Raw genomic sequence first — 19,703 nt, forward strand, 5'->3', positions numbered from 1 at the left:
ACGAAAGGGAGGCAAACCACCAGCGCAAGAAAACTCAGAAATAAACAGTCGCACTCGCCCGGAAAGTCCGCGGCGCCCCCTGCGCAAGAATGAACCCCCAACTCGGCAACCAATACTTCTCATTCGTCAGGTTGTCGACATTGAACCGCAACGTCACAGGCTTACCGCCCACCTTGGTGGAATACCGCGCCCCCACATCAAACGTGTGATATCCCGGCACGATATTGCTGTTGTTGGCCTCCAGCGCCGAGTTGCCGACGTACTGGCCACCCGCCGAGAGCACCAGCCCCGGCATGGCCGGCACCGCATATTCCACATACGCCGTTGCCTTGAACCGCGGCGACCCGTAGGCACGTTTTCCCAGCACGGACACATCGGATTCCGTGTTCTCGGAGTTCATGAACAACACCCCGCCCAGCACCGTCCAGTCACGCGCCAGCTTGCCGCGTGCGCTCAGCTCCAGGCCGCGATAACGCGTCATGCCGTCTTGCGTGTAGATGTTGTCGGGGCGCAGGTAAGCGAGGCCCCGCTGCACCTGGAACAGGGCCGCGCCCAGGGTCCAGTCATGTATCTCGGCCTTGGCACCGATCTCGTACTGCTTGCTTTTGAGCGGGCCGAACACGGTGCCCGCATTGGCCGCCGTGATGGGCGCGCTGGCACCGGCTTCGAGCGATTCCACATAGCTCGCATACAGCGTCATCGGCTGCACGGGTTTGAACATCAGCGCCACCGTGGGCGTGATCGGTTCGCGGTCGTACTTGGCCGAGATGCTGCCGGTCGGCGTGTAGCCGGTCTGACTGAAGCGCGTGTAGCGCAGGCCACCAAGCACCGACCACTGTTCGTTGAACTTGACCGTGTCACTGGCGAAGACCGAGGTCTGGTTGATCTTCGATGTGCGGTACATCCCCTCGGACGACGGCACCTGCATCAACTGCGCTCCCGACGACACGAAGGCCGACGGGTTGTACAGATTGCCCGTGCCAAGGAAGGTGGACGCGAAGCCGGTGGTCGCCTGCGTCAGACTCTGCCACGACGTGCCGAACACCAGCTCGTGCTCGATCGAGCCGGTGTGGACCTTGCCGTTGGCCATCACCTGCGCTTGGCTGTATGCATAGCGCTGGTACGAGCCGTACTGCAGCTCACTGAAGGTGCCAGCGTTGTCGGTCAGCTGGATGGCGCTGTCGGCGTTGCCGCGGTTCTGCTGCGTGTAGCGGTACGACGCGCGCACGTTCCAGTCGGGTGTGGCAGCCCAGTTCAGCTCGGTGCCAACGGACTTGATCTCGGTCTCATAGTACGAACCGCGCGAGGCCACGCGCTGGCTGCCGTCGATGGCGCGCGGCGTGCGCACAAACTCGGTCACCGGCACGCCAAAGTCCTGCCCGGGGATGATGCCGTAGTACGCGCCCTGCACGTTGCGCTGCATATAGAGGCCATCAAACGACCACTGCAGATCCGGCGTGATGCGCGCATCGAGCGCGAGCGACGCGGAGTCTCGCTTGATATGGCCGCCGTCGACAAAGGTGTCGCCTTCTTCATGCACGACGCCAAGCCGCGCACCCAGTGCCTTGGTGGGGCCAAAACGACCGCCCAGGTCGATCGATTCCTTGAGCGTGCCGCCGCTGGCAAAGCCGAACGTGGCGCTGCCGCCAAAGGTGTTGGTGGGGCGTTTGGTGACGAAGTTGGCAATGCCACCCGGCGTGCCGAAGCCGTACATGAAACCCGACAGACCTTTGAGCAGTTCCACGCGCTCGAAGTGCTCCAGCGGCACATCGCTGCCCCAGTTCGGCACGGCCATGCCGTCGATCTTGTAGCCCTCCAGCAAGTCGAGCTGCAGGCCGCGGATGGTGATGTTCGATGCCTCGCCAATGTAGCCATCGTTGTTGGCGGTCACGGACGGGTCACCCTTGAACACCTCGCCAATCGTCTGCGCCTGGCGGTTCTGGATCAGCTCCTGCGTGACGACGTTGATGGAGAACGGCGTGTCGAGCAGGGGCTTGTCACCCAGCGCGCCGGTGCTCGCCTGCTTGGCCCCATACGCAGCCGCTTTGCCGGCCCAGACCTGTGTGGCTGGCAGGTCGACCTGGGTCGAGGTCTGCTGCGCCCAGGCGGGTGCGCCCGCACTCATGGCGGCGAGCATCCACGCGAGTTGTCGCGTCAGCGGCGTGACGCGCAAACGTGCGGCCCGCGTGCGGCGGCGAAGGGTGGATCGGCGAGAAACTGCGGCTGACATGTGATGCTCCCCTGGACAGCGTTGTCATCGAAAAAACGTGTGCGTGCCCACGCATGCCGTTGAACGGCAGGCGCGGGAACGTGCGTGTGGTTGTGGTTTTGTGCTGCTGGTTTGGGGCGTTAAGGCTCTTTGGCCACGCTCGGATGCAGGCCGTTGCCGGCGCGTGCGGCAGGGGTGTTTCTGGTGTCGGTCTTGCGTGCCGGCATGGCCCAGACAGAATCAGGCGCACCGTGGCGCGCCCGGCGCAGCGTGGCATGTGCGAGGGCGACAAAGCCGCACGCAAGCACCAGTGCGCCAAGGTCGAAGCCGGCCACGTTCCATTCGCCGCGCGCGATCGTGCGCAGCAGGTGGTCGCCAGTCACGATGGCATTGGTGATGGGCACAAGCACCGCCGCAATGGCAGCGGCGCTCAGCAGTTCAACGGCACCGCGCGCAGGCGGCCGTACCAGTGCCCACGCAATCGCCGCGAAGAACACCGTGTAGTACGTCACGCCCGTTGAGCGTTCCGGCCACAGCAGTGCCGCCGGGAACATCGCCATCACGCCCACGCAACAACCGATGCATACGCCCACCGTGGCGCGCGCCAGTAGTTGATGCACACGCGGCTGATCGATCTTGCGCTGCTTGCGGCGCGATTCGATCCACAGCAGGTTGCCCGAGTAGAAGACAAAGGCACCGGCAATGCCCATCACCAGGTATGCCAGGCGCAGGACGATGTCGCCATAGGTGCCGAAGTGCAGGCCGTAGACGAGGCTGAAGATGCCGTGGTTGGTGTCACGTGCACCGGGCGTCTGGTTGCTGACGAGCTGGCCGCTGTTGGACTGGCCGGCGGCGGCATGAATGGCGACGGAGCCGTAGTCGCCCACCGCGCGCGTGCTGCTGCCGCGCACTTCTGCCACGGCGTTGGCATCGCCGATGTGCTGGTAGTGGATCGACTTGACGGTGAAGTTGGGGCCGGCGGTTTCACGTGCGCGGGCCAGCAGTTCCTCGGCCGACAACATCGATGCCGAGCGGTTGGCCGCCACCACCGTACCGGCCGCCGTGGTGACGCGCGGCACGGCATCAAACAGCTTGCCGTTGAGCGCCACGCTGTTGAACACCGTCATCAGCATCACGCTCAGGCACAGCACCGGCGCGGTCATCGCAAAGATCAGGTGGAACGGCAGGCTGAACAGGCCGAGCACGTTGTGCACGTCCATCCAGAAGCGCTTGAGGTTGCGTCCGGGGCGTACGGCCAGCAGGTCCTTCTTCAGGCGCGGCAGGTGCAGCAGCACGCCGGAGATGAGCGCCACGCCATACAGCACCGAGATCGCCCCCATGAAGTACATGCCCACATCTTCCAGCCCCAGCGAGTAGTGCAGCCGGTTCAGGAAGTTGGCCAGTTCCCCCTTGGAGGGTTCGAGCGACAGGTCTTTCGGTGCAGTCTTGCCGGCGGTGAGCTTGCTGCCGGTGGTCGTTTGCCATTCGCCCACCTTGTCTTGCCAGTAGGCAGCGAACTCGGGCTCACCCTCGTTGGGGAGGATGACGTAGGCGCTGGCGGCCGCAGCCGGGTGCGTGCGCACCAGCGTGTTTACGAAGTGGTCGACATCGGCCGGCGTGGTGGCAACGGCTGCATGTTCGGCCCGTAGCGGGTTCTGCCACGCGTGCAACTCTTCATGGAACACCGTGAGCGCGCCGGCAAAGAACGCGATGAATAGTGCCCAGCCAGCCATCAGGCCGACCCACGTATGCAGCGTCTGATACAGGCGGAGGGTGGCGGATTTCATGATCAGAGATGCAGCAGGCGCGGCAGCCAGAGCACGCCAAAGGACAGGAGGTTGGCCGTGCCGAACACGATCCACGCATGGACGCTGGTCGAAAACAGCACGCTCACGCTGATGAAGACAGCCCACAGCGGCAGGCAGACGAGCAGCGCGCCAATCAGGCCGCTCTCCCAGCCGCCCGGCAGCCACAGGATCGCCAGCGTGCACAGCGCAATCGACAACGGCAGGCCGAGCACCGCACCGGCCAGCCATTTGGTGCCCATGCCGTTCATGACCGTGCCTCCGCGGCTTGACGACGTTGCTGCATCCATGCGCCCGCCATCGGCCACAGCGAGAGGCCACCTGCCACCACCAGCAACACGCCGATGGTTGCGCCGGCCCAGCCAAGCACGTCGTTCCACAGCACGATGGCAATCGCCGCCATCACCAGCGCGGCAGCGCACAGCACACGGCCACGCGCAATCGAGCCTGGCGCCAGCAGCGCTTGGTTAGGCGAGGCCGCGTACAGGCAGCCTGCGGCCAGCAACCCGAGCAGAAGGGCAACACCGTGCATGACAGAGGTCAATGGAATCAATAACGCAAATGATAATGATTCGCATTGAATGAGGCAAGCCGATGCCGGGTCGCGTCGTAAGGTAGGAAGAAAGGGGGGGGGGAGATGCGCCGGCACACCATTGCCGGCGCATGTGGGTGTCAGGACAGCGCCTGCTCGACAAAATGCAGACGGTCCTGCCCCCAGAACATGTCATTGCCGACAAAGAACGTGGGTGCGCCGAACACGCCGCGCGCCACGGCCTCTTCCGTGGTTTTGCGCAGCGTCTGCTTGACGTGGTCGTCCTGCACCAGCTCCATCATCAGCGCAGGGGAGATGCCAGCGGCCTCCAGCACGGCGGCCAGCTCTTTCAGGTCACCCAGGTTGCGCGGGTGCTCGAACATCGCGCTGAAGATGGTGGCGAGGTAGCGGTGGAACTCGGCCTCGCTGCGCAACTGCATGCCCACGGCACCGCGCATCAGTTGCAGCGTGTTGATGGGGAAGTGTGGGTTCTGCTGGATCGGCACGCCAAAGGACTTTGCCCAGCGCTCCAGATCGATGTTGGAGTGGTGACCTTTGGCCAGAATGGTGGCCGGGCTGCTGTTGCCCGTGGCCTGAAACACGCCGCCCAGCAACATCGGCCGCCAGATGATCTCCGCGCCCTTGGCTTGCGCGATCTTCGGCAACTGGTGATACGCGAGGTAGCTGTACGGACTGCCCACATCAAAGAAGAATTCAACCTGCTTCATGCGTGTGTCTCCTGGTGTTGTGATGGTCTTACCAGCGCTCGATCCACGGACGCAGATCCAGTTCATGCGTCCAGGCATCGCGCGGTTGCGTGTGCAGGTACCAGTAGTTCTCGGCGATGTGCTGGGGGTTGAGGATGCCGTCCTGGTCTTTCAGGGCGTAGCGCTCGGGAAAGTTCTCGCGGATGAATTCCGTGTCGATCGCACCGTCGACCACCACATGCGCCACGTGGATCCCCTTGGGGCCCAGCTCGCGCGCCATGCTTTGCGCCAGTGCCCGCAGCGCATGCTTGGCGCCCGCAAATGCCGCAAAGTTGGCCGATCCGCGCATCCCCGCCGTTGCACCAGTGAAGAGAATCGTGCCGCGCCCACGCGTGACCATGCGCTTGGCCACCTCGCGCCCGGCCAGGAATCCGGAGAAGCACGCCATCTCCCAGATCTTGAAGTACTTGCGGGCGGTCTCTTCCAGGATGCTGCTCGGCACGTTGGCGCCGATGTTGAAGACCATCACCTCGATGGGGCCGACGTCGCGCTCGATGTCGTCCACGAGCTTGATGACGTCTTCCTCCTTGCGCGCGTCTGACGCGAAGCCGAGCGCCTGGCCGCCTTCCGCGCGGATCGCCTCGACCAGCGGCTGCAGCTTGTCGGCTGAGCGGCGTGTGACGCAGGCGACCAGGCCCTCGCGCGCAAAGCGCTTGGCGATGGCACCGCCCGTGGCGTCTCCCGCACCGATGACGAGAGCCGCCTGCTTGTTGCTTGTCTCCATATCCACCTCGTCTATAAAATAACGATCGTTACCGTAACGAACGTTATGATACTGGTTGCATAGTGTCAAGCGATGGGAAGTGTGAGGTCAGGATGCGATACCAGCCAGGTCACAAAGAGGAAAAGCGCAAGGAGCTGCTCAAGGCAACCGCTCGTAAGGTCAAGGTGACCGGCTTTGCCGCAACGGGCGTGGATGCGCTCGCGCAGGCCGCCGGCATGACCAGCGGCGCGTTCTACAGCCACTTTGGTTCCAAATCAGATTGGCTCAAGGCGCTGATCGAGGCCGAGTTGGCCGCCAGCCGCGAGATGTGGGCGGGCAACCCGCACGACACGGCCGAAGACTGGCTGCGCTTTGAGCTGGACCGCTACCTGAACCTCGCCCACGTGAAGCATCCCGAGGCGGGCTGTGCGGTGCCCGGCCTGGCCGCCGAGATCGCGCGCGCAGACGTCTCCGTGCGCGCGCTGTATCAGGAAGAGATGTGCAAGGGCCACGCGGTGCTTGCGCAGCGTCTGGGGAATGACGAAACAGCGGACGATGCCGCGTGGGCGATGATCGCGCAGTTGGTTGGCGCCATCCACATCGCCCGGGCCATGCCGGACGAGGCCATGCAGCGGATCATCATCGAAGCGAGCAAGCGGTTTCTGCAGGACGCGGTGATGCGCTTGGCCGCCAAGGCTTAGGCGTCAGCGTCCGCGCTACTGCAGATTGCCCCAGCGCGGCACAGCGGGTTCCGCATTGGCCCATTGCCAGGCGTTGCCGTTCTGGCAGGCGTAGATGGTGTAGCCGGGTGCGGTCTTGGGCGCGTCGCCGTTCTGCACGGTGAGGATCGCCTCGCGGCAGGTTGCCAGCGGTGTGGTGAAGGTGCGCACAAGCACCACCTTGCCGTTCGCCTTGGTCATGCCCATCAGGCGTTCCAGAGACCAGTTGAGCGAAGGTGTGCCGTCGCTGAGCCGGCCAACGGCGGTGGCCAGGGCATCCTGCTCGCTGGCCGCCCACTTGCGCGTGGCGTACTTGATCGACGCATCGGTGGCCGCGTTGACTGTGACAGCCACGCCATACGCCACTGCCGGATTGGCCGTGACCGCGCCGCTGGCCACACCTGCCGCCGCGCCGGTTAGCGGCCCGACCGACGAACATCCGGCAACAAGGCCAGCGCAGCCCAGCACAAGCCAGCGCAACGCCCTCATTGCAGCGAACCCCATCGCGCGGTTGCCGGCTCGGCGGTTGCCCATCTCCACTGTTTGCCGTCGTTGCAGATCGACGCGATGAAGAAGTCGACCTGCGTGGCTTCGCCGTCCACGGTGAAGAGAATTTCCTTGCAGCTGACGAGCGGTCCGTTGATCGAACGGGTGACGACAACGCGCCCGCGCTCGTCAGGCTCAAGGGGAATGCGGTGTTTGATCTGCCAGTTGCCGACGACGTTGTCGGACAGCGCGCCCGCAACCTGAGCAATCTGGTCTTGCGTTTCGGTATGCACGACGCGCTGGCTGTGCTGTAGCGCCGCGCGGGCGCCTGCTTGCACGCCCAGGCCGATGCCGGTGGCCACTGCCGCGTTGTCGGTCACCTTGGCGGCGAGGGCCGCGCCACCAACGCCGGCCACGGCCGTCGTACCTTCCGACATGAACGAACTGCAGCCGCTAAGTACGGGGGCGCTCAGGGCAAGGGCACAGCCCAGCATCCGTGCGGATGTGAACCAAGGTGTGCGCATGGGGGGCTTCCAAATCTGCAACGCGCTTGATTCTAAGGGATGTCACCGCCCGGAAACCGTTATGTGGCGCGGATTCCCACAATTGTTTTCAGTTGGCGCGGGTCACCTATACTGTTAAGCCCAGCGTTAATCCATGGGCTTCCACTAGGTCTCCACTGGTGACGGCCGGGGGGGCGACCAGCAGCGCATCGAACGTCGCCAGCGCGCGTCGCACGGGTTCGGAGGCCATGTGCGCCTCCCACGCAGCCCGGTCCCGGTACACCTCGTGCAAGAGAAAACCACCCGGCTCGTCATGCGCGCGATAGAAGGAATACGCCAGCGTGCAAGGCTCCTCGCGCGCCAATGCGACCAACGTTGAGAGCTGCCGGCAGAGCGCATCAACGGCGTCGGGCCGCGCCTGCAGTCGAACGATCAGCAGATACATGCTTCACCTCATCACCAGGAAGATGGAACTGCCATCTTTCCTGGTCAGGCGAGCGAGGTCTTGTAGAAATGCGTCTTCAATTGCGCGTCTTGCCGATAGCGCAACGGCGATTGCCCGGTGAGCGATCGAAACTCCCGGTTGAACTGCGGCTGGTCGTAGTAGCCATGCGCGAGTGCGGTGTCGAGCAGCGGCAACTGCGGTTGCAGATGCAAGGCGCGCACGGTGTGCTGGAACCGTACCAGCCGCCGGAATGCGACGGGCGGCAATCCTTCGACCGCCAGGAAGCGGCGCTCCAGTTGCCGCCGGCCGAGGTGTAACTGCGCGGCCAGCGCATCGATAGAGGTGGCGTGCGGCGCGGCGTAGAGGGCGGCAACCGCTGCCGTCACGTGGGCGTCGGTGTGCGCGGGCGCCAGCCGTGTCAGCAGGAACGCATCGATCAACGCGACGCGCTGTGAGAAATCCGCGGCCTGTGCCACCTGTTCGTGCCAATCGAGCGCTTCACGGCCCCACAGCACATCGATCGGTGCCTGCGTGTCGAGCAACTGGCCGATGGACTCGCGCACCAACGCGCCCCATCGGCCTGCGCGAATCCGGATCGCCGTGAAGCCGATGCCATTGGTGGATGCCAGCGCATACGGCTGCAGGCGTACGCACAGCATGTGGGCCGAGGGTAGTGCGGCGCCGCTCTCGCTGTGAAACGGCTGGCGGTGATGCAGGAACACTTCAGCGCCGGTGCCGGGCAGGAGTCGTGGCAGCGCGATGCGCTCGCCCGGCGCGGCTTCCCAGCTCCAGTAGCGGTCGATGTAAGGGCGTAGGGCCGGATGTGGTCGCGCCATCTGTGTTTGCACGGGCTTTCCTCTGGGCGGTCGAAACGTCATTGTGCAGTGGGGCGGCTACTGCTGCCCGCTTTCACGATCGGCAGAGCGTCTTCAGGTGCGTGGTCAGCGCATCGAACACCACCCGCACCCGCGTTGGTACCGGCCCACGCTGCGGGCGGTAGACGTGGAGCGTCCACGATAGGGGCTCGAACCGCCGCAGCACACGCACCAGGTCACCGCGTTCGACGTGCGGGCGCAGCAGGTACTCCGAGGTCTGCGTGAAGCCGAGGCCCGCGCAGGCCGCTTGCACTTCGGTCTCCGGGTCATCGGTCACGAAGGCGGTGCGGTGCGGCTGGAGTTGGGTGTCACCACGGAAGGCCCACGGCCAGGCGCGCCCATCGGTGCGGTTGATGAGTGTGGTGACGGGCAGCGCCAGCAGTGCGTCGGGCGTCTTGGGCTCGCCCACGCGGTCGAGCAGCGCGGGCGCGGCCACTACCCACAACGGCACGCTGCCGATCGAGCGCGCTACGAAGCGGTTGTCTCCGATGAAGCCGACGCGCACCCCCACGTCGATCTGCTCATCGACGACAGCGGATGGGGTGTCTGACAGGCGAAGGTCTGCGACAAGGCCGGGGTGCTGCTGCATCAGCGCTGTCAGCACGGGCATGACATAGGTGCGCCCCACGTGCGAAGGCGCCGTGACACGCACGATGCCACCCGCTTCCGCCGCCTTGGCTGACGATGCATCAAACAGGCCATCGACGGTCTGCAAAGCGGTCTGTGCCTGCGCGGCGAAGTCCTGCCCGTAGCGCGTGATCTGCACGCTGCGCGTGTTGCGGTGGAAGAGCGTCTCGCCCAGCGTGTCTTCCAACTCGCGCACCGCACGCGTGACTGCTTGCGGCGACACGCCAAGCCGCGCAGCCGCTTCTCGAAACGTGGTCGCACTGGCAGCCGCCGTGAAGATGCGCAGCAGTTCAAGCCGGTCTTGCATGGCAACCCCTTGAATTCCAGAAATGGGAATTTTGTTTGCCGGATTATTCCATTTATTTGCTGACTCAGCCTACCCATACTTGGCTCCAAGCCTGGCAGCGCCGACGGATTGGACGATTCAGCGGACGCCAGATCATCAGAACTCACGGCAAGGAGCCGGCAATGAACGCAGCAACCCAAACCAACACGCAGTCCACGCAATCCACACAACTCAAGGACAAGGTCGCCCTCGTCACGGGCGCCAGCTCGGGCATCGGGCACGCCTCGGCCATTGAACTGGCCAAGCGCGGCGCCAAGGTGGTCGTGGCCGCACGGCGCAAGGCAGAACTCGACGCGCTGGTGCAGACGATTCGCGCACAAGGCGGCGAAGCGGCCGCCATTGAAGCGGACGTCACGCAGGAAGACGACATCCGCAAAATGGTCGACTTCACCGTCAGCACGTATGGGCGCCTGGATATCGCCTTCAACAACGCGGGCACTGAGGGCGTGTTCGCACCGCTCACCGAGCAGACCAACGCCACCTACGACAAGGTGTTCGACCCCAACGTGCGCGGTGTCTTCCATTCGATGAAGTACGAAGCCGAGGTGATGCTCCGCCAAGGCTCGGGCAGCATCATCAACAACGCATCGATGGGTGGCGTGATCGGCTTTGAGAACGCGGGCCTGTATATCGGCACCAAGCACGCGGTGATCGGCATGACGAAGACCGCGTCGATCGAATGGTTCCGCCGTGGCATCCGCGTCAACGCGCTGGCACCGGGGCTGATTGAGACGCCGTTCCATCATCGTGGTATCTGGCCGTCGGCTGAAGCCATGTATGACTTTGCCGCGACCACGCCGGCGGGCCGCGTCGGTAGCGCGCAGGAGATGGCGACGATCGTGGCCTTCCTCGCCTCGGACGATGCGAGCTTTGTGTCAGGCCACGCGCTGGTGGCGGATGGTGGCTATTCGGTTGCTTGAATCGGGTGACCTATGCGGCGGGGCGCTCGGTCTCGCCGCACATCTGCCGTCGATAGCGCTCCGGCGAGAACCCAACCTGCTTGCGGAACATCGCAATGAAAGCCGAGGGCGTTCCGTAGCCGAGCGCTAACGCAATGTCCTGCACCGAGCAATCTTCCTTGAGCCACACCAGCGCCCGCAGCAGACGCACGCGGTTGCGCCATTGCACGAAGCTCATGCCGAGTTCGGTTTGAAAGCGGCGAGCGAGCGTGCGCTCGGTGCTGTGCACGCGCTCTGCCCAGGCTCTCAGCGTGGTGTTGTCAGCGGGGTCCAGCCGAATGGCCTGGAGGATGGGCTCGAGCTGGCGGTCATGGCTGTCGGGCAGATAGCTGTCAGTGTGCTCGGCGCGGGTGAGCAGTTCGAGCATCAGCTCGAACTGGCGCAAGTCCCATGCGTCTTGCATAACCGACACGCGGCGTGAGGCAAAGTCTTCAAACAGCGCGCGCACCAGCGGCGTTTGCGCAATCAGGCAGCCCTTGGCGGGCAGGCGTTCGGCCAGTGATTCGGCCACGTACACCGAGATGAAATCCGTCGCTTGCCGGATCGACGCGGAATGCGGCACGTTGGCCGGCACCCAGATCAGGTATTCCGCCGGCGCCGTCAGCTTGTGTGTGTCCACGGTCGCCTCCATCAGGCCCAGGCTGATGCGGCAGAGCTGGCCCCACGGGTGGGTATGCGGCTCGATGGCGGTCTCGGGCTCGAAGTGGTCGTAGCGGAAGTAGAACGGCACGCCTTTGGGCACGCGCAGATCGGCTTCACGGTAGGCAGAGGCGGTGTACATGTTGTCGCCTTTGATACGTCAGATTGTCTGATTTGCATTATATGTTCCGAACCAGACATCACTACACTTCGGCCATCGTGTGACAACGGAGGCCGCAGTGCCTGTGCTGTATCCCCTGCTGGCGGTGTTGATTTGGGCCGCCAACACCATCGTTTCAAAGGCCGCGGCCGGTGTTCTGGACCCGGCGGCTATCTCGCTCTATCGCTGGCTGCTGGCGGCGTGCGTGCTCACGCCGTTCTGCGTGCGGCCACTGTGGCGTCAGCGCGCGGAGGTAGCGGCGCAACTGCCGCGCTTTGCTGTGCTCGCCTTGCTGGGCATGGTGATGTACCAGTGCCTGGCGTACTACGCCGCGCATAGCACCAGCGCCACCAACATGGGCGTGATCGGCGCGTTGATACCGATGCTGGGGCTCATCATCAACCTGGTGGTGTTCCGCCAGCCGGTGGGGGTGCAGGCGGTGACGGGCGTGGTGGTGTCGCTGCTGGGCGTGCTGTATCTGCTTGGCCGGGGGCATCCGGCCACGTTCCTCGACGGTGGCGTCAACCGCGGCGACGTGCTGATCCTCATTGGCGCGACCTCATACGCGCTGTACAACATCCTGTATCGACGCTGGGCGTTGCCGTTCGGGCAATGGCTCAACCTGTATGTGCAGGTGCTGATCGCGGTGGTGTTTCTGGTGCCGTTGGCATTCACCGCGCAGAGTCTGGCGATTCCGCGTCAGGGCATCGGGCTCGTGGTGTTTGCGGGCATTGCTTCGTCGATTGCCGCGTCGTACTTGTGGATGCTGGGTTTGAAGCGCATCGGCAGCGAGCGGACGGCGGTACTGATGAACCTGATGCCTGTCTTTACGGCGGCCATGGCGGCGGTCATGCTGGGCGAGACCGTGCACGGCTACCACTGGGTCGGTGGCGGGCTTGTGCTGCTGGGTGTGAGTCTGGCGCAGGGCATAGTCCGCCTGCCGATGGGTCGCTCGGGATTGAGCGCCCGTTAGTTTTTTTCGGCCGCGAGGCGTGGGGGTTGGCGGTAAAATCGAACACATTGACGGGCGCGTGATTGCGCCCGTTCCGTGTTCCAGAACCACACTCGCCAGACCATGAAGCGCAACGCAGGAGCCGTCACCGTCGATGATGTTGCCGCGCATGCGGGCGTGTCCATCAAGACCGTCTCGCGCGTGTTGAACCACGAGCCCAACATCAGCGAGAAGACGCGCGCCAAGGTGGTCGAGGCGATGCAGACGCTCGACTATCGGCCCAACCCCGCCGCGCGGCGGTTGGCCAGCAAGCGCGCCGACATCATCGCGCTGGTCTACGACAACCCCTCCGACAACTACATCGTCAACATCCAGCATGGCGCGCTCGAAGCTTGCCAGGCGCTCGACTACAGTCTGCTGCTCACGCCTTGCAACTACCGCGATCCGAACCTCGCCGAGCAGATCATCCAGAGCGTGCGCCAGCGCGCGCTGGCTGGGCTGATCCTGACGCCACCGGTGTCGGATGTGGCCTCGTTGGTGCATGCACTGGACGAGGCCGGTGTTGACTACGTGCGGTTGGCGCCTGCCGATCGCCAGCACAAAGGTTTGTCCGTCAACACCGAAGACCGTGCCGCTGCACGGGATATGACGCTGCACCTGATCGGCCTGGGGCACCGCCGCATCGGCTTTGTGGTCTGCGACCCGGATCACGGCGCGGCATATCAGCGCGTGTTCGGCTACCGCGACGCGATGGCACAAGCGGGTATCGCCATCGATGAGCGACTGGTGGAGCAGGGTGAGCACTCGTTTGAATCCGGCGTGGCCTGCGCCGAGCGGCTGCTGTCATGCGAGCCGCGTCCGACCGCCATCTTTGCTGGTAACGACGATATGGCTGCCGGTGTACTGCGCGTGGCGCAGGCGCGCGGCATCAAGGTGCCGGAAGAGCTTTCCATTTGCGGCTACGACGATACGCCGCTCTCGCGCCAGCTCTGGCCGGCGCTCACCACCGTGCGCCAGCCGATTCAGGCGATGGCGCATGCTGCGGTCGAACAATTGATTGCCATCCACCGCCCGCATTTGCCCGGGCTGAAGCCGCATTCGGTGCACGAGAATCTGCAGTACGAACTGGTGATTCGTGAGTCGACTTGCCCGCCAATGCGCTGAAGTGTTGGGGTAAGCCGCGTTGGCGTATCCCTCAGGCTTTCGACATTTCGATATCAACCCGACGCAGCAGTTGCACTGGGGGGGGCTTCAACCCATCTTCCGGATTTCGGAGGGGCTGGGTGGGTATTTGGAAAGAAATTTTAATTTTTCTTTAATTTTTCTGTATTTTTAATTGTTCCTTAATTATTCGAAATTTTTTCTGCTCTAGCTAATCGTAGATCTTGATGTTTGGAATAAAAATATCGAAAATTGCCTATCGTTGGCTGGGCGGCATCTGAGAGCAGTGACGGAAGAATCAATGCGTGTAGTTCCGTCGAATCGCCCCTTCACTCGCGCAGCGAGCCACCAATCTACAACGTCTTCTTGGCTACATGGTGAGTGATGGTTCGAGAGGCTAGCCAACAGCGCAAGAGCACCCAAGGGAATAACAAAGCAGAGCATCGCAAGCTGCAAGCGATCTTGGGTGCGGTTGTTTGCCAATGATTGGCTACTTTCAGTAGGGGCGGAAGTGATGAAAAACGACACTGCAGTAGTACAGCAGGAAGATCTTTTGAGCATTGATTTGAAAGATCCGGTATCGCGTTGCTGGGAGTTGCGCCGGCAAGTGCTTCTTTTTGCGACTGCTTTTTTCGTGTTGTTTTTTGTGCTGTCTTTCTGGGTTGGCCGTCAGTATTCCAGTGAAGGTTTCCTGCGTGCTCCTCGCAAGTTTGCGGAGTACAACGTTCAAAAAGCAGCGTTTGGGGATCGTGAGGCGCTGCGCCGCTACCTTGAAGTGAACAAGAAACTCGACGATCCGAACGGTCGCTATTTGCTTGGGGCGCTGAGTGAGCGCTTTGTGCAGGCACATCTCAAGGCTGTCCTGCCATTGTCGAAAGACGATCTGCGTTTCATTGCCGATGCAAAAGGTACTCTCGAAGCCGTCGGCATCTTGGGTTTCTCGATCACCTTCAAGGATCAAGTAGCGGAAAATGCCCAAGCGCGCGTCCAACTGCTAGGTGACTTCGTCAAAGACACCATGCTGAGCGAGGATCTGCTCGATGCGATCTACACGAAAGTTGGTGAAACCAAAGCGAAGAAGCAACAGATCGACAACCAGATCATCCAGAAACGGTTGGCGTTGGCTCAAGCAACTGCCCGACTCGATGCTGCCCGCACCATAGCGGGTAAGTATCCAGAAGCCTCCAGAATGGAGGCGCGCCAGTTGCTTTCGACGGGCAACGACAAGGACTCGGTGCGTTACTTGTCTCCAATGGCGCAGCTTGTTGGAGTGGAGACCGAGATCGCCGATTTAAAGTCTCAACTCGCCCTGTTGGAGCGCGACGCTGAGCAGAATGCGCTGCGCAACGAGTTCTTGGAACGGATTGACCGGCGCAGCCGACAGGCGCAGACCGGCAATGGTCTGCTGGCTGAGTTCGTGAAGATCGGCCAGGACGTCTTCAAGGGCAAGAATCTTCAGGACGACAAGACGCGTGAGGTTTACAACCAGATCATGCTGGTCGCCGAGCAGATGCGCACCAAGCATATTTCGGAAGCGCGATTCGTGTCGGGCCCCACGTTGCCGGACACGCGTTCTGGCCCAGGTGCCCTGGTTCTGGCCCTGTTGTCGCTGATTGGCGGGATTGTGCTGGCGTCCGGGATCACGTTGTTGGTGGACAAAGTACGCAAGCCGAATACTGCCGATACTGAACAAGACGAAGAGATCGGCCACGAAGATGATCTGCGGCCAGTTCGCGCCGCCTGATTTCTCAGCGTCAAAAAAAGCCCGGCTACCATGCCGGGCTTTTTTCATATGGGCTACTGCGTGTTCTTGATCAACGCGTACAAATCATCCTGCGGGTCATAGCCGATCAGCTTGCGGCCGTTTTCAAGGCCCCAATCCATATCGCGGTTGTTCGATACGCCGTTCACGACGATGGCGGGCGCCGGCCAGTCCGCCGGGTCCGCGGTGACGGCGCAGAGGAACAACTGCCGCAGATCGTTGTTCGACAACCACATGTTGCGGAACCAGCGCAGCGCGATGCGGCTGGCCTCATCAGGCACTTCGGTGGGTACGGGCGTGTCGGCGGTGCCGGAGTAGTTGATGTCGTTCGGGTCGTTTTCGTCTGGCAGTGCCCAACCGATGCGCAGTGACACGATTGACAGCTTGCCGCCTGCCGCTGCCGATACGGTACCCACTGCCTTGCACAGCCGTTCGCCCATTGCCTTGGACGTGCCATAGGCAAGCGAGTAGACGTCTTCGATGCCGTTGTTCCAGCGTGTGCCGGGTGCCGGAGCCAGCTCGGCGGTGAGTTGGCCTGGGCCGATGGTGCCGGCCAGCGGTTGATCCTTGTACGCGCCCATCGCATGGTTGGACGAGGTGAACACGAAGCGCCGCACGCCACGCGTGGCGGCTGCCTCCAGCACGTTGAGCGTCATGCCGTACGAGGCCAGCGCCTGTTCCCACGTTGCGTCGGGTGTGGAGTGGATGGCGGCCAGGTGGATGACGGCATCGACGTTGTTCAACAACTCGGTCCACGCGCCGTCGGCTTGCGTGAGGTCTGCCACCACCCAGCGGAAACGCTCGGCTGCCTGCGGCGAGAATGCGACGTTCTGTTCGACCCAGTCGACGCCGATGATGGACGTGCACCACGGGGTGGAAGCGAGCGCCTCGACGACCTTGCGGCCCAGGTTGCCGGCCACGCCGGTGACGAGTACGCGAGCGGGGGTTTGGTAGTCAGCCACGATGTTGGATCTTATCTGGGGTGAGGTGTGTGGTTGGGGTTTGGGCTTGGTGGTCCATCCCCCGTTTCGTGCCCTGCCGGGCCCGACTCACTTTCTTTGTCTTGCCAAAGAAAGTAAGCAAAGAAAGGCGCGCCCGAGATGGCGAAAGCCTCCTTGAATGTCCGTAACCGGGCGGAGACGGGGAAAACTCGCTTCGCTCAGACAGTTCCCCGTCTTTTTTCCGCACGCTTACAAAAATTCAAGGCGCCATCAAGGGCAGGAACGTCAACGGCCAAACCGTCTTGGTGCTTGTGTTGGCGCCCGGGCATGTGCGTGCTTTAACCGCGATTCGAGCCGGACAAGACATCGATCCACACCGCCAGCACCAGCACGACGCCCTTGACGATCATCTGCCAGGAGGCATCGACGTTCATCTGCTGCATGCCGTTGTCGAGGCTGGCCATGACCAGCGCGCCGATCAGTGCGCCGTACACCGTGCCCGAGCCGCCGCGCATCGACGTGCCGCCGATGAAGCAGGCAGAAATCGCATCCAGCTCGCCGCCCACGCCGGCCGAGGGCGAACCCGCCGCCGAACGCGCTGTGGTGATGATGCCCGCGCAGGCGCACATCAGGCCCATCAGCACGAACACCAGCAGCTTGACGCGGCTCACGTTCACGCCTGAGAGGCGCGTCGCTTCCATGTTGCCGCCCACTGCGTAGACGTGGCGGCCGAACACGGTTTGCGTGGCCACGTACGAGAACACCGCCAGCAGCACCAGCAGGATCAGCACCGGCAGCGGCACGCCGTTGGCCTGGTTGAGCACGGCGACAAAACCGAACGATGCCGCCGCAATGGCCAGCAGCTTGAGGCCATCGGCCCACAGCGGTGTGAGTGCGAGCTGCAGGCGGGCGCGCTCGCTGCGGCGGCGCACGGTCAGCACGACAGCCATGGCGACGATGACGGCCGCCAGCGACCACGCCATCCACGCTGGCACGAAGCTCTGCGCGATGTTGACGAGATCATCGGGCACCGGGGCGATGGTCACGCTGTCGGTACTCCACTGCAGCACGCCGCGGAAGGCCAGCATGCCGCCCAGCCCGACGATGAACGATGGCACGCGCAACTTGGTCGTGATGAAGCCGTTGAACGCACCGATGGCCGCACCCGCTGCGAGCACCGTGCCCACCGCCAACCAGGTGTTCCACCCGAGGTTGACCGTGAGGATGGCGACCAGCCCGCCCAGCAAGCCGAGCAGCGAGCCGACCGAGAGATCGATCTCCCCCGCGATGATGACGAACACCATGCCGCAGGCCAGCATGCCCGTCACCGACATCTGCAGGAACAGGTTGGAAATGCTGTTGGGCTTGAGGAACGTGCCGTTGGTCTGGAAGTAGAAGAAGATCCAGATGAGCGCCACGGCCAGCAGCAGGGCCAGCACCTTGTAGCGCACGAACAGTTGCTGGATGGCACGGCTGTCCAGACGCGGACCACCGCCGCCACCTTGGCGGGCGAGTTGAGATTGCAGGATGTTCGACATGGCGAAGCTCTGTTCAGGCAGCTTGGGGCTGCGGTTCAGCATGGATGGCAGCAGCCAGGATGCGCTCCTGGGTCAGGCCTTGGTTGACGAAGTCGCCACGCAGTTGGCCTTCGCCCATGACCAGGACACGATCGCTCATGCCCAGGATTTCCGGCATCTCGGAAGAGACCATGATGATTGCCACGCCGCTGGCGGCCAGGTCGGCAATCATCTTGTAGATGTCGTACTTGGAGCCGACGTCCACGCCGCGTGTGGGTTCGTCGAGGATGAGCACCTTTGGCATGGCCAGCACCATCTTCGTGACGACAGCCTTTTGCTGATTGCCGCCCGAGAGGCTGGCGATGGACAGCGCCGGGCTGGCGGTCTTGATGCGCAGGCGCTTGATTTCGCGGTCAACGGTGATGAGTTCTGCGCCCTTGTCGACGCGCAGACCACGTGCGTACTGCGCCAGCGTGGCGAGCGTGATGTTCTCGCCCACGGCCATCAGCGGCACGATGCCGTGGCGCTTGCGGTCTTCGGGGACGAGGCAGATGCCGTTGGCAATCGCTTGTGCCGGCGTGTTCACCTTGACGGGCTTGCCGTCCATGATGATCTCGGCACTGGAGCGGCCGGGGTAGGCGCCGAACAGTGCCGACACCATCTCCGTGCGCCCCGCGCCAACCAGGCCTGCAATGCCGAGGATCTCGCCGCGGCGTACGGCAAAGCTCACGTTGTCGGCACGTTTGCGGTTGGGGTTGCTGACGTCCCAGCAGGTGACGTTGCGCGCTTCCAGCACGACTTCGCCCACGGTGTGTTCCACCTTGGGGAAGAGTGAAGTCATCTCGCGGCCGACCATCATCGTGATGATGTTGTCGATGGTCATGTCAGCGGCGGGACGCGTGCCGATGTGCTTGCCGTCACGGATGACCGTGATGGTGTCGCACACGCGCTTCACCTCATCGAGCTTGTGCGAGATGTAGACGCACGCGACGCCGCTACGCTTGAGGTCTTCGATGATGGAAAGCAGCACCTCGATTTCCTTGGCGCTGAGCGACGACGTCGGCTCATCCAGGATCAACAGGCGCGCGTTCTTGGCGAGCGCCTTGGCAATTTCGAAGAGCTGCTGGTGGCCGCTGCCGTAGTTCATCACGGGCGCGGCCACGTTCACGTCGGTCAGGCGCAGGCGAGCGAGGAGGGCTTCGGCCTTGGCGTGCATGGCGTCGTAGTCCATGCGGCCCCCCGGCTTGGTGATCTCGTTGCCGAGGAAGATGTTCTCCGTGACGGAGAGCTGCTGCACCAGCATCAGTTCCTGATGGATGATGACGATGCCTGCACGCTCGCTGTCGCGCACGGAATGCGCGCGCAGCGGTGTGCCTTCCCATTCGATCTCGCCCTCGAAGGTGCCGTAGGGGTAGACCCCCGACAGCACCTTCATGAGGGTGGATTTCCCGGCGCCGTTCTCCCCGCACAAACCGACGCATTCACCCGGCTGTACTGCCAGGCTCACGCCGTCGAGCGCGCGCACACCGGAGAACGACTTCACGATGTTGCGCATCTCGAACAGGGTGCCGTTACTGCTCATGGCTGCCTCCTAC

General features: G+C 63.2%; 20 protein-coding genes. 5 read left to right on the forward strand and 15 right to left on the reverse strand.

Annotated elements, in window-relative coordinates; genetic code table 11:
* Positions 1 to 34: 34 nt before the first annotated feature.
* The 6 genes from PI87_RS04930 to PI87_RS04955 all read right to left on the reverse strand — a co-directional run bounded on the left by PI87_RS04930 (position 35) and on the right by PI87_RS04955 (position 6,037).
* Positions 35 to 2,230 carry a TonB-dependent siderophore receptor gene (locus PI87_RS04930; protein ID WP_039596579.1) on the reverse strand — a complete coding sequence of 732 codons (2,196 nt, stop codon included), beginning with the start codon at positions 2,228 to 2,230 and terminating at the stop codon, positions 35 to 37.
* A gap of 119 nt (positions 2,231 to 2,349) precedes the next feature.
* Positions 2,350 to 3,996: a PepSY-associated TM helix domain-containing protein gene (locus tag PI87_RS04935; RefSeq protein WP_039596580.1), complete on the reverse strand. Its 1,647-nt coding sequence runs from the start codon at positions 3,994 to 3,996 to the stop codon at positions 2,350 to 2,352.
* Between the two features lie 2 nt (positions 3,997 to 3,998).
* On the reverse strand, positions 3,999 to 4,265 hold the full coding sequence (locus tag PI87_RS04940) for a hypothetical protein (protein ID WP_039596581.1): 267 nt from the start codon (positions 4,263 to 4,265) through the stop codon (positions 3,999 to 4,001).
* Positions 4,262 to 4,546 (reverse strand): hypothetical protein, encoded by a 285-nt coding sequence (locus PI87_RS04945; RefSeq protein ID WP_039596582.1) that lies wholly within the window; start codon positions 4,544 to 4,546, stop codon positions 4,262 to 4,264. The genes PI87_RS04940 and PI87_RS04945 overlap by 4 nt, the downstream gene beginning before the upstream one ends.
* 140 nt (positions 4,547 to 4,686) lie before the next feature.
* Positions 4,687 to 5,274 (reverse strand): 2-hydroxychromene-2-carboxylate isomerase, encoded by a 588-nt coding sequence (locus PI87_RS04950; protein WP_039596583.1) that lies wholly within the window; start codon positions 5,272 to 5,274, stop codon positions 4,687 to 4,689.
* A gap of 28 nt (positions 5,275 to 5,302) precedes the next feature.
* Positions 5,303 to 6,037: an SDR family oxidoreductase gene (locus PI87_RS04955; protein WP_039596584.1), complete on the reverse strand. Its 735-nt coding sequence runs from the start codon at positions 6,035 to 6,037 to the stop codon at positions 5,303 to 5,305.
* Between the two features lie 92 nt (positions 6,038 to 6,129).
* Here PI87_RS04955 and PI87_RS04960 point away from each other — a divergent pair, with 92 nt between their 5' ends.
* On the forward strand, positions 6,130 to 6,717 hold the full coding sequence (locus tag PI87_RS04960) for a TetR/AcrR family transcriptional regulator (protein WP_039596585.1): 588 nt from the start codon (positions 6,130 to 6,132) through the stop codon (positions 6,715 to 6,717).
* 15 nt (positions 6,718 to 6,732) lie between these two features.
* On the opposite strand, the gene PI87_RS04965 is transcribed toward PI87_RS04960, so the two are convergent.
* The 5 genes from PI87_RS04965 to PI87_RS04985 all read right to left on the reverse strand — a co-directional run bounded on the left by PI87_RS04965 (position 6,733) and on the right by PI87_RS04985 (position 9,978).
* Entirely contained in the window at positions 6,733 to 7,239 is a 507-nt protein-coding gene (locus PI87_RS04965; protein ID WP_232313945.1) for a hypothetical protein, read from the reverse strand.
* Positions 7,221 to 7,715: a hypothetical protein gene (locus PI87_RS04970; RefSeq protein WP_039596586.1), complete on the reverse strand. Its 495-nt coding sequence runs from the start codon at positions 7,713 to 7,715 to the stop codon at positions 7,221 to 7,223. Before PI87_RS04970 ends, PI87_RS04965 begins: the two co-directional genes overlap by 19 nt.
* Before the next feature lie 136 nt (positions 7,716 to 7,851).
* On the reverse strand, positions 7,852 to 8,169 hold the full coding sequence (locus tag PI87_RS27995; protein WP_052321401.1) for a putative quinol monooxygenase: 318 nt from the start codon (positions 8,167 to 8,169) through the stop codon (positions 7,852 to 7,854).
* Between the two features lie 44 nt (positions 8,170 to 8,213).
* Positions 8,214 to 9,005 (reverse strand): AraC family transcriptional regulator, encoded by a 792-nt coding sequence (locus tag PI87_RS28000; protein WP_052321402.1) that lies wholly within the window; start codon positions 9,003 to 9,005, stop codon positions 8,214 to 8,216.
* A 73-nt stretch (positions 9,006 to 9,078) separates the two neighbouring features.
* Positions 9,079 to 9,978: a LysR family transcriptional regulator gene (locus tag PI87_RS04985; protein WP_039596587.1), complete on the reverse strand. Its 900-nt coding sequence runs from the start codon at positions 9,976 to 9,978 to the stop codon at positions 9,079 to 9,081.
* A 161-nt stretch (positions 9,979 to 10,139) separates the two neighbouring features.
* Between PI87_RS04985 and PI87_RS04990 the strand changes: the two genes are divergently transcribed.
* Entirely contained in the window at positions 10,140 to 10,937 is a 798-nt protein-coding gene (locus PI87_RS04990) for an SDR family NAD(P)-dependent oxidoreductase (protein WP_039596588.1), read from the forward strand.
* 10 nt (positions 10,938 to 10,947) lie between these two features.
* Here the strand turns inward: PI87_RS04990 and PI87_RS04995 are convergent, their stop codons facing one another.
* Entirely contained in the window at positions 10,948 to 11,757 is an 810-nt protein-coding gene (locus PI87_RS04995) for an AraC family transcriptional regulator (protein WP_039596589.1), read from the reverse strand.
* A gap of 97 nt (positions 11,758 to 11,854) precedes the next feature.
* On the opposite strand from PI87_RS04995, the gene PI87_RS05000 reads away from it, so the two are divergent.
* The 3 genes from PI87_RS05000 (at position 11,855) to PI87_RS05010 (ending at position 15,632) form a co-directional block, all read left to right on the forward strand.
* A complete protein-coding gene (locus tag PI87_RS05000) occupies positions 11,855 to 12,748 on the forward strand; it encodes a DMT family transporter (RefSeq protein WP_039596590.1) in 894 nt (297 codons plus the stop codon).
* Between the two features lie 102 nt (positions 12,749 to 12,850).
* Complete coding sequence (locus PI87_RS05005) at positions 12,851 to 13,891, forward strand: LacI family DNA-binding transcriptional regulator (RefSeq protein ID WP_039596591.1); 1,041 nt, start codon at positions 12,851 to 12,853, stop codon at positions 13,889 to 13,891.
* A 511-nt stretch (positions 13,892 to 14,402) separates the two neighbouring features.
* Positions 14,403 to 15,632, forward strand: coding sequence for a hypothetical protein (locus PI87_RS05010; protein ID WP_039596592.1), 1,230 nt, complete (start codon positions 14,403 to 14,405; stop codon positions 15,630 to 15,632).
* 53 nt (positions 15,633 to 15,685) lie between these two features.
* Here the strand turns inward: PI87_RS05010 and PI87_RS05015 are convergent, their stop codons facing one another.
* The 3 genes from PI87_RS05015 to PI87_RS05025 all read right to left on the reverse strand — a co-directional run bounded on the left by PI87_RS05015 (position 15,686) and on the right by PI87_RS05025 (position 19,690).
* Positions 15,686 to 16,612, reverse strand: a complete 927-nt coding sequence (locus PI87_RS05015) for an NAD-dependent epimerase/dehydratase family protein (protein ID WP_039596593.1) — start codon at positions 16,610 to 16,612, stop codon at positions 15,686 to 15,688.
* 317 nt (positions 16,613 to 16,929) lie between these two features.
* Entirely contained in the window at positions 16,930 to 18,129 is a 1,200-nt protein-coding gene (locus tag PI87_RS05020; RefSeq protein WP_039596867.1) for a sugar ABC transporter permease, read from the reverse strand.
* Between the two features lie 13 nt (positions 18,130 to 18,142).
* Complete coding sequence (locus PI87_RS05025; RefSeq protein ID WP_039596594.1) at positions 18,143 to 19,690, reverse strand: xylose ABC transporter ATP-binding protein; 1,548 nt, start codon at positions 19,688 to 19,690, stop codon at positions 18,143 to 18,145.
* Positions 19,691 to 19,703: the final 13 nt, after the last annotated feature.

This window comes from Ralstonia sp. A12, assembly GCF_000801955.1.
GTDB lineage: Bacteria > Pseudomonadota > Gammaproteobacteria > Burkholderiales > Burkholderiaceae > Ralstonia.

Coding starts and splice junctions, on each gene's coding strand:
- PI87_RS04930 (WP_039596579.1), bottom strand. CDS start 2,230: ATGTCAGCCGCAGTTTCTCGCCGATCCACCCTTCGCCGCCGCACGCGG.
- PI87_RS04935 (WP_039596580.1), bottom strand. CDS start 3,996: ATGAAATCCGCCACCCTCCGCCTGTATCAGACGCTGCATACGTGGGTC.
- PI87_RS04940 (WP_039596581.1), bottom strand. CDS start 4,265: ATGAACGGCATGGGCACCAAATGGCTGGCCGGTGCGGTGCTCGGCCTG.
- PI87_RS04945 (WP_039596582.1), bottom strand. CDS start 4,546: ATGCACGGTGTTGCCCTTCTGCTCGGGTTGCTGGCCGCAGGCTGCCTG.
- PI87_RS04950 (WP_039596583.1), bottom strand. CDS start 5,274: ATGAAGCAGGTTGAATTCTTCTTTGATGTGGGCAGTCCGTACAGCTAC.
- PI87_RS04955 (WP_039596584.1), bottom strand. CDS start 6,037: ATGGAGACAAGCAACAAGCAGGCGGCTCTCGTCATCGGTGCGGGAGAC.
- PI87_RS04960 (WP_039596585.1), top strand. CDS start 6,130: ATGCGATACCAGCCAGGTCACAAAGAGGAAAAGCGCAAGGAGCTGCTC.
- PI87_RS04965 (WP_232313945.1), bottom strand. CDS start 7,239: ATGGGGTTCGCTGCAATGAGGGCGTTGCGCTGGCTTGTGCTGGGCTGC.
- PI87_RS04970 (WP_039596586.1), bottom strand. CDS start 7,715: ATGCTGGGCTGTGCCCTTGCCCTGAGCGCCCCCGTACTTAGCGGCTGC.
- PI87_RS27995 (WP_052321401.1), bottom strand. CDS start 8,169: ATGTATCTGCTGATCGTTCGACTGCAGGCGCGGCCCGACGCCGTTGAT.
- PI87_RS28000 (WP_052321402.1), bottom strand. CDS start 9,005: ATGGCGCGACCACATCCGGCCCTACGCCCTTACATCGACCGCTACTGG.
- PI87_RS04985 (WP_039596587.1), bottom strand. CDS start 9,978: ATGCAAGACCGGCTTGAACTGCTGCGCATCTTCACGGCGGCTGCCAGT.
- PI87_RS04990 (WP_039596588.1), top strand. CDS start 10,140: ATGAACGCAGCAACCCAAACCAACACGCAGTCCACGCAATCCACACAA.
- PI87_RS04995 (WP_039596589.1), bottom strand. CDS start 11,757: ATGTACACCGCCTCTGCCTACCGTGAAGCCGATCTGCGCGTGCCCAAA.
- PI87_RS05005 (WP_039596591.1), top strand. CDS start 12,851: ATGAAGCGCAACGCAGGAGCCGTCACCGTCGATGATGTTGCCGCGCAT.
- PI87_RS05010 (WP_039596592.1), top strand. CDS start 14,403: ATGAAAAACGACACTGCAGTAGTACAGCAGGAAGATCTTTTGAGCATT.
- PI87_RS05020 (WP_039596867.1), bottom strand. CDS start 18,129: ATGTCGAACATCCTGCAATCTCAACTCGCCCGCCAAGGTGGCGGCGGT.
- PI87_RS05025 (WP_039596594.1), bottom strand. CDS start 19,690: ATGAGCAGTAACGGCACCCTGTTCGAGATGCGCAACATCGTGAAGTCG.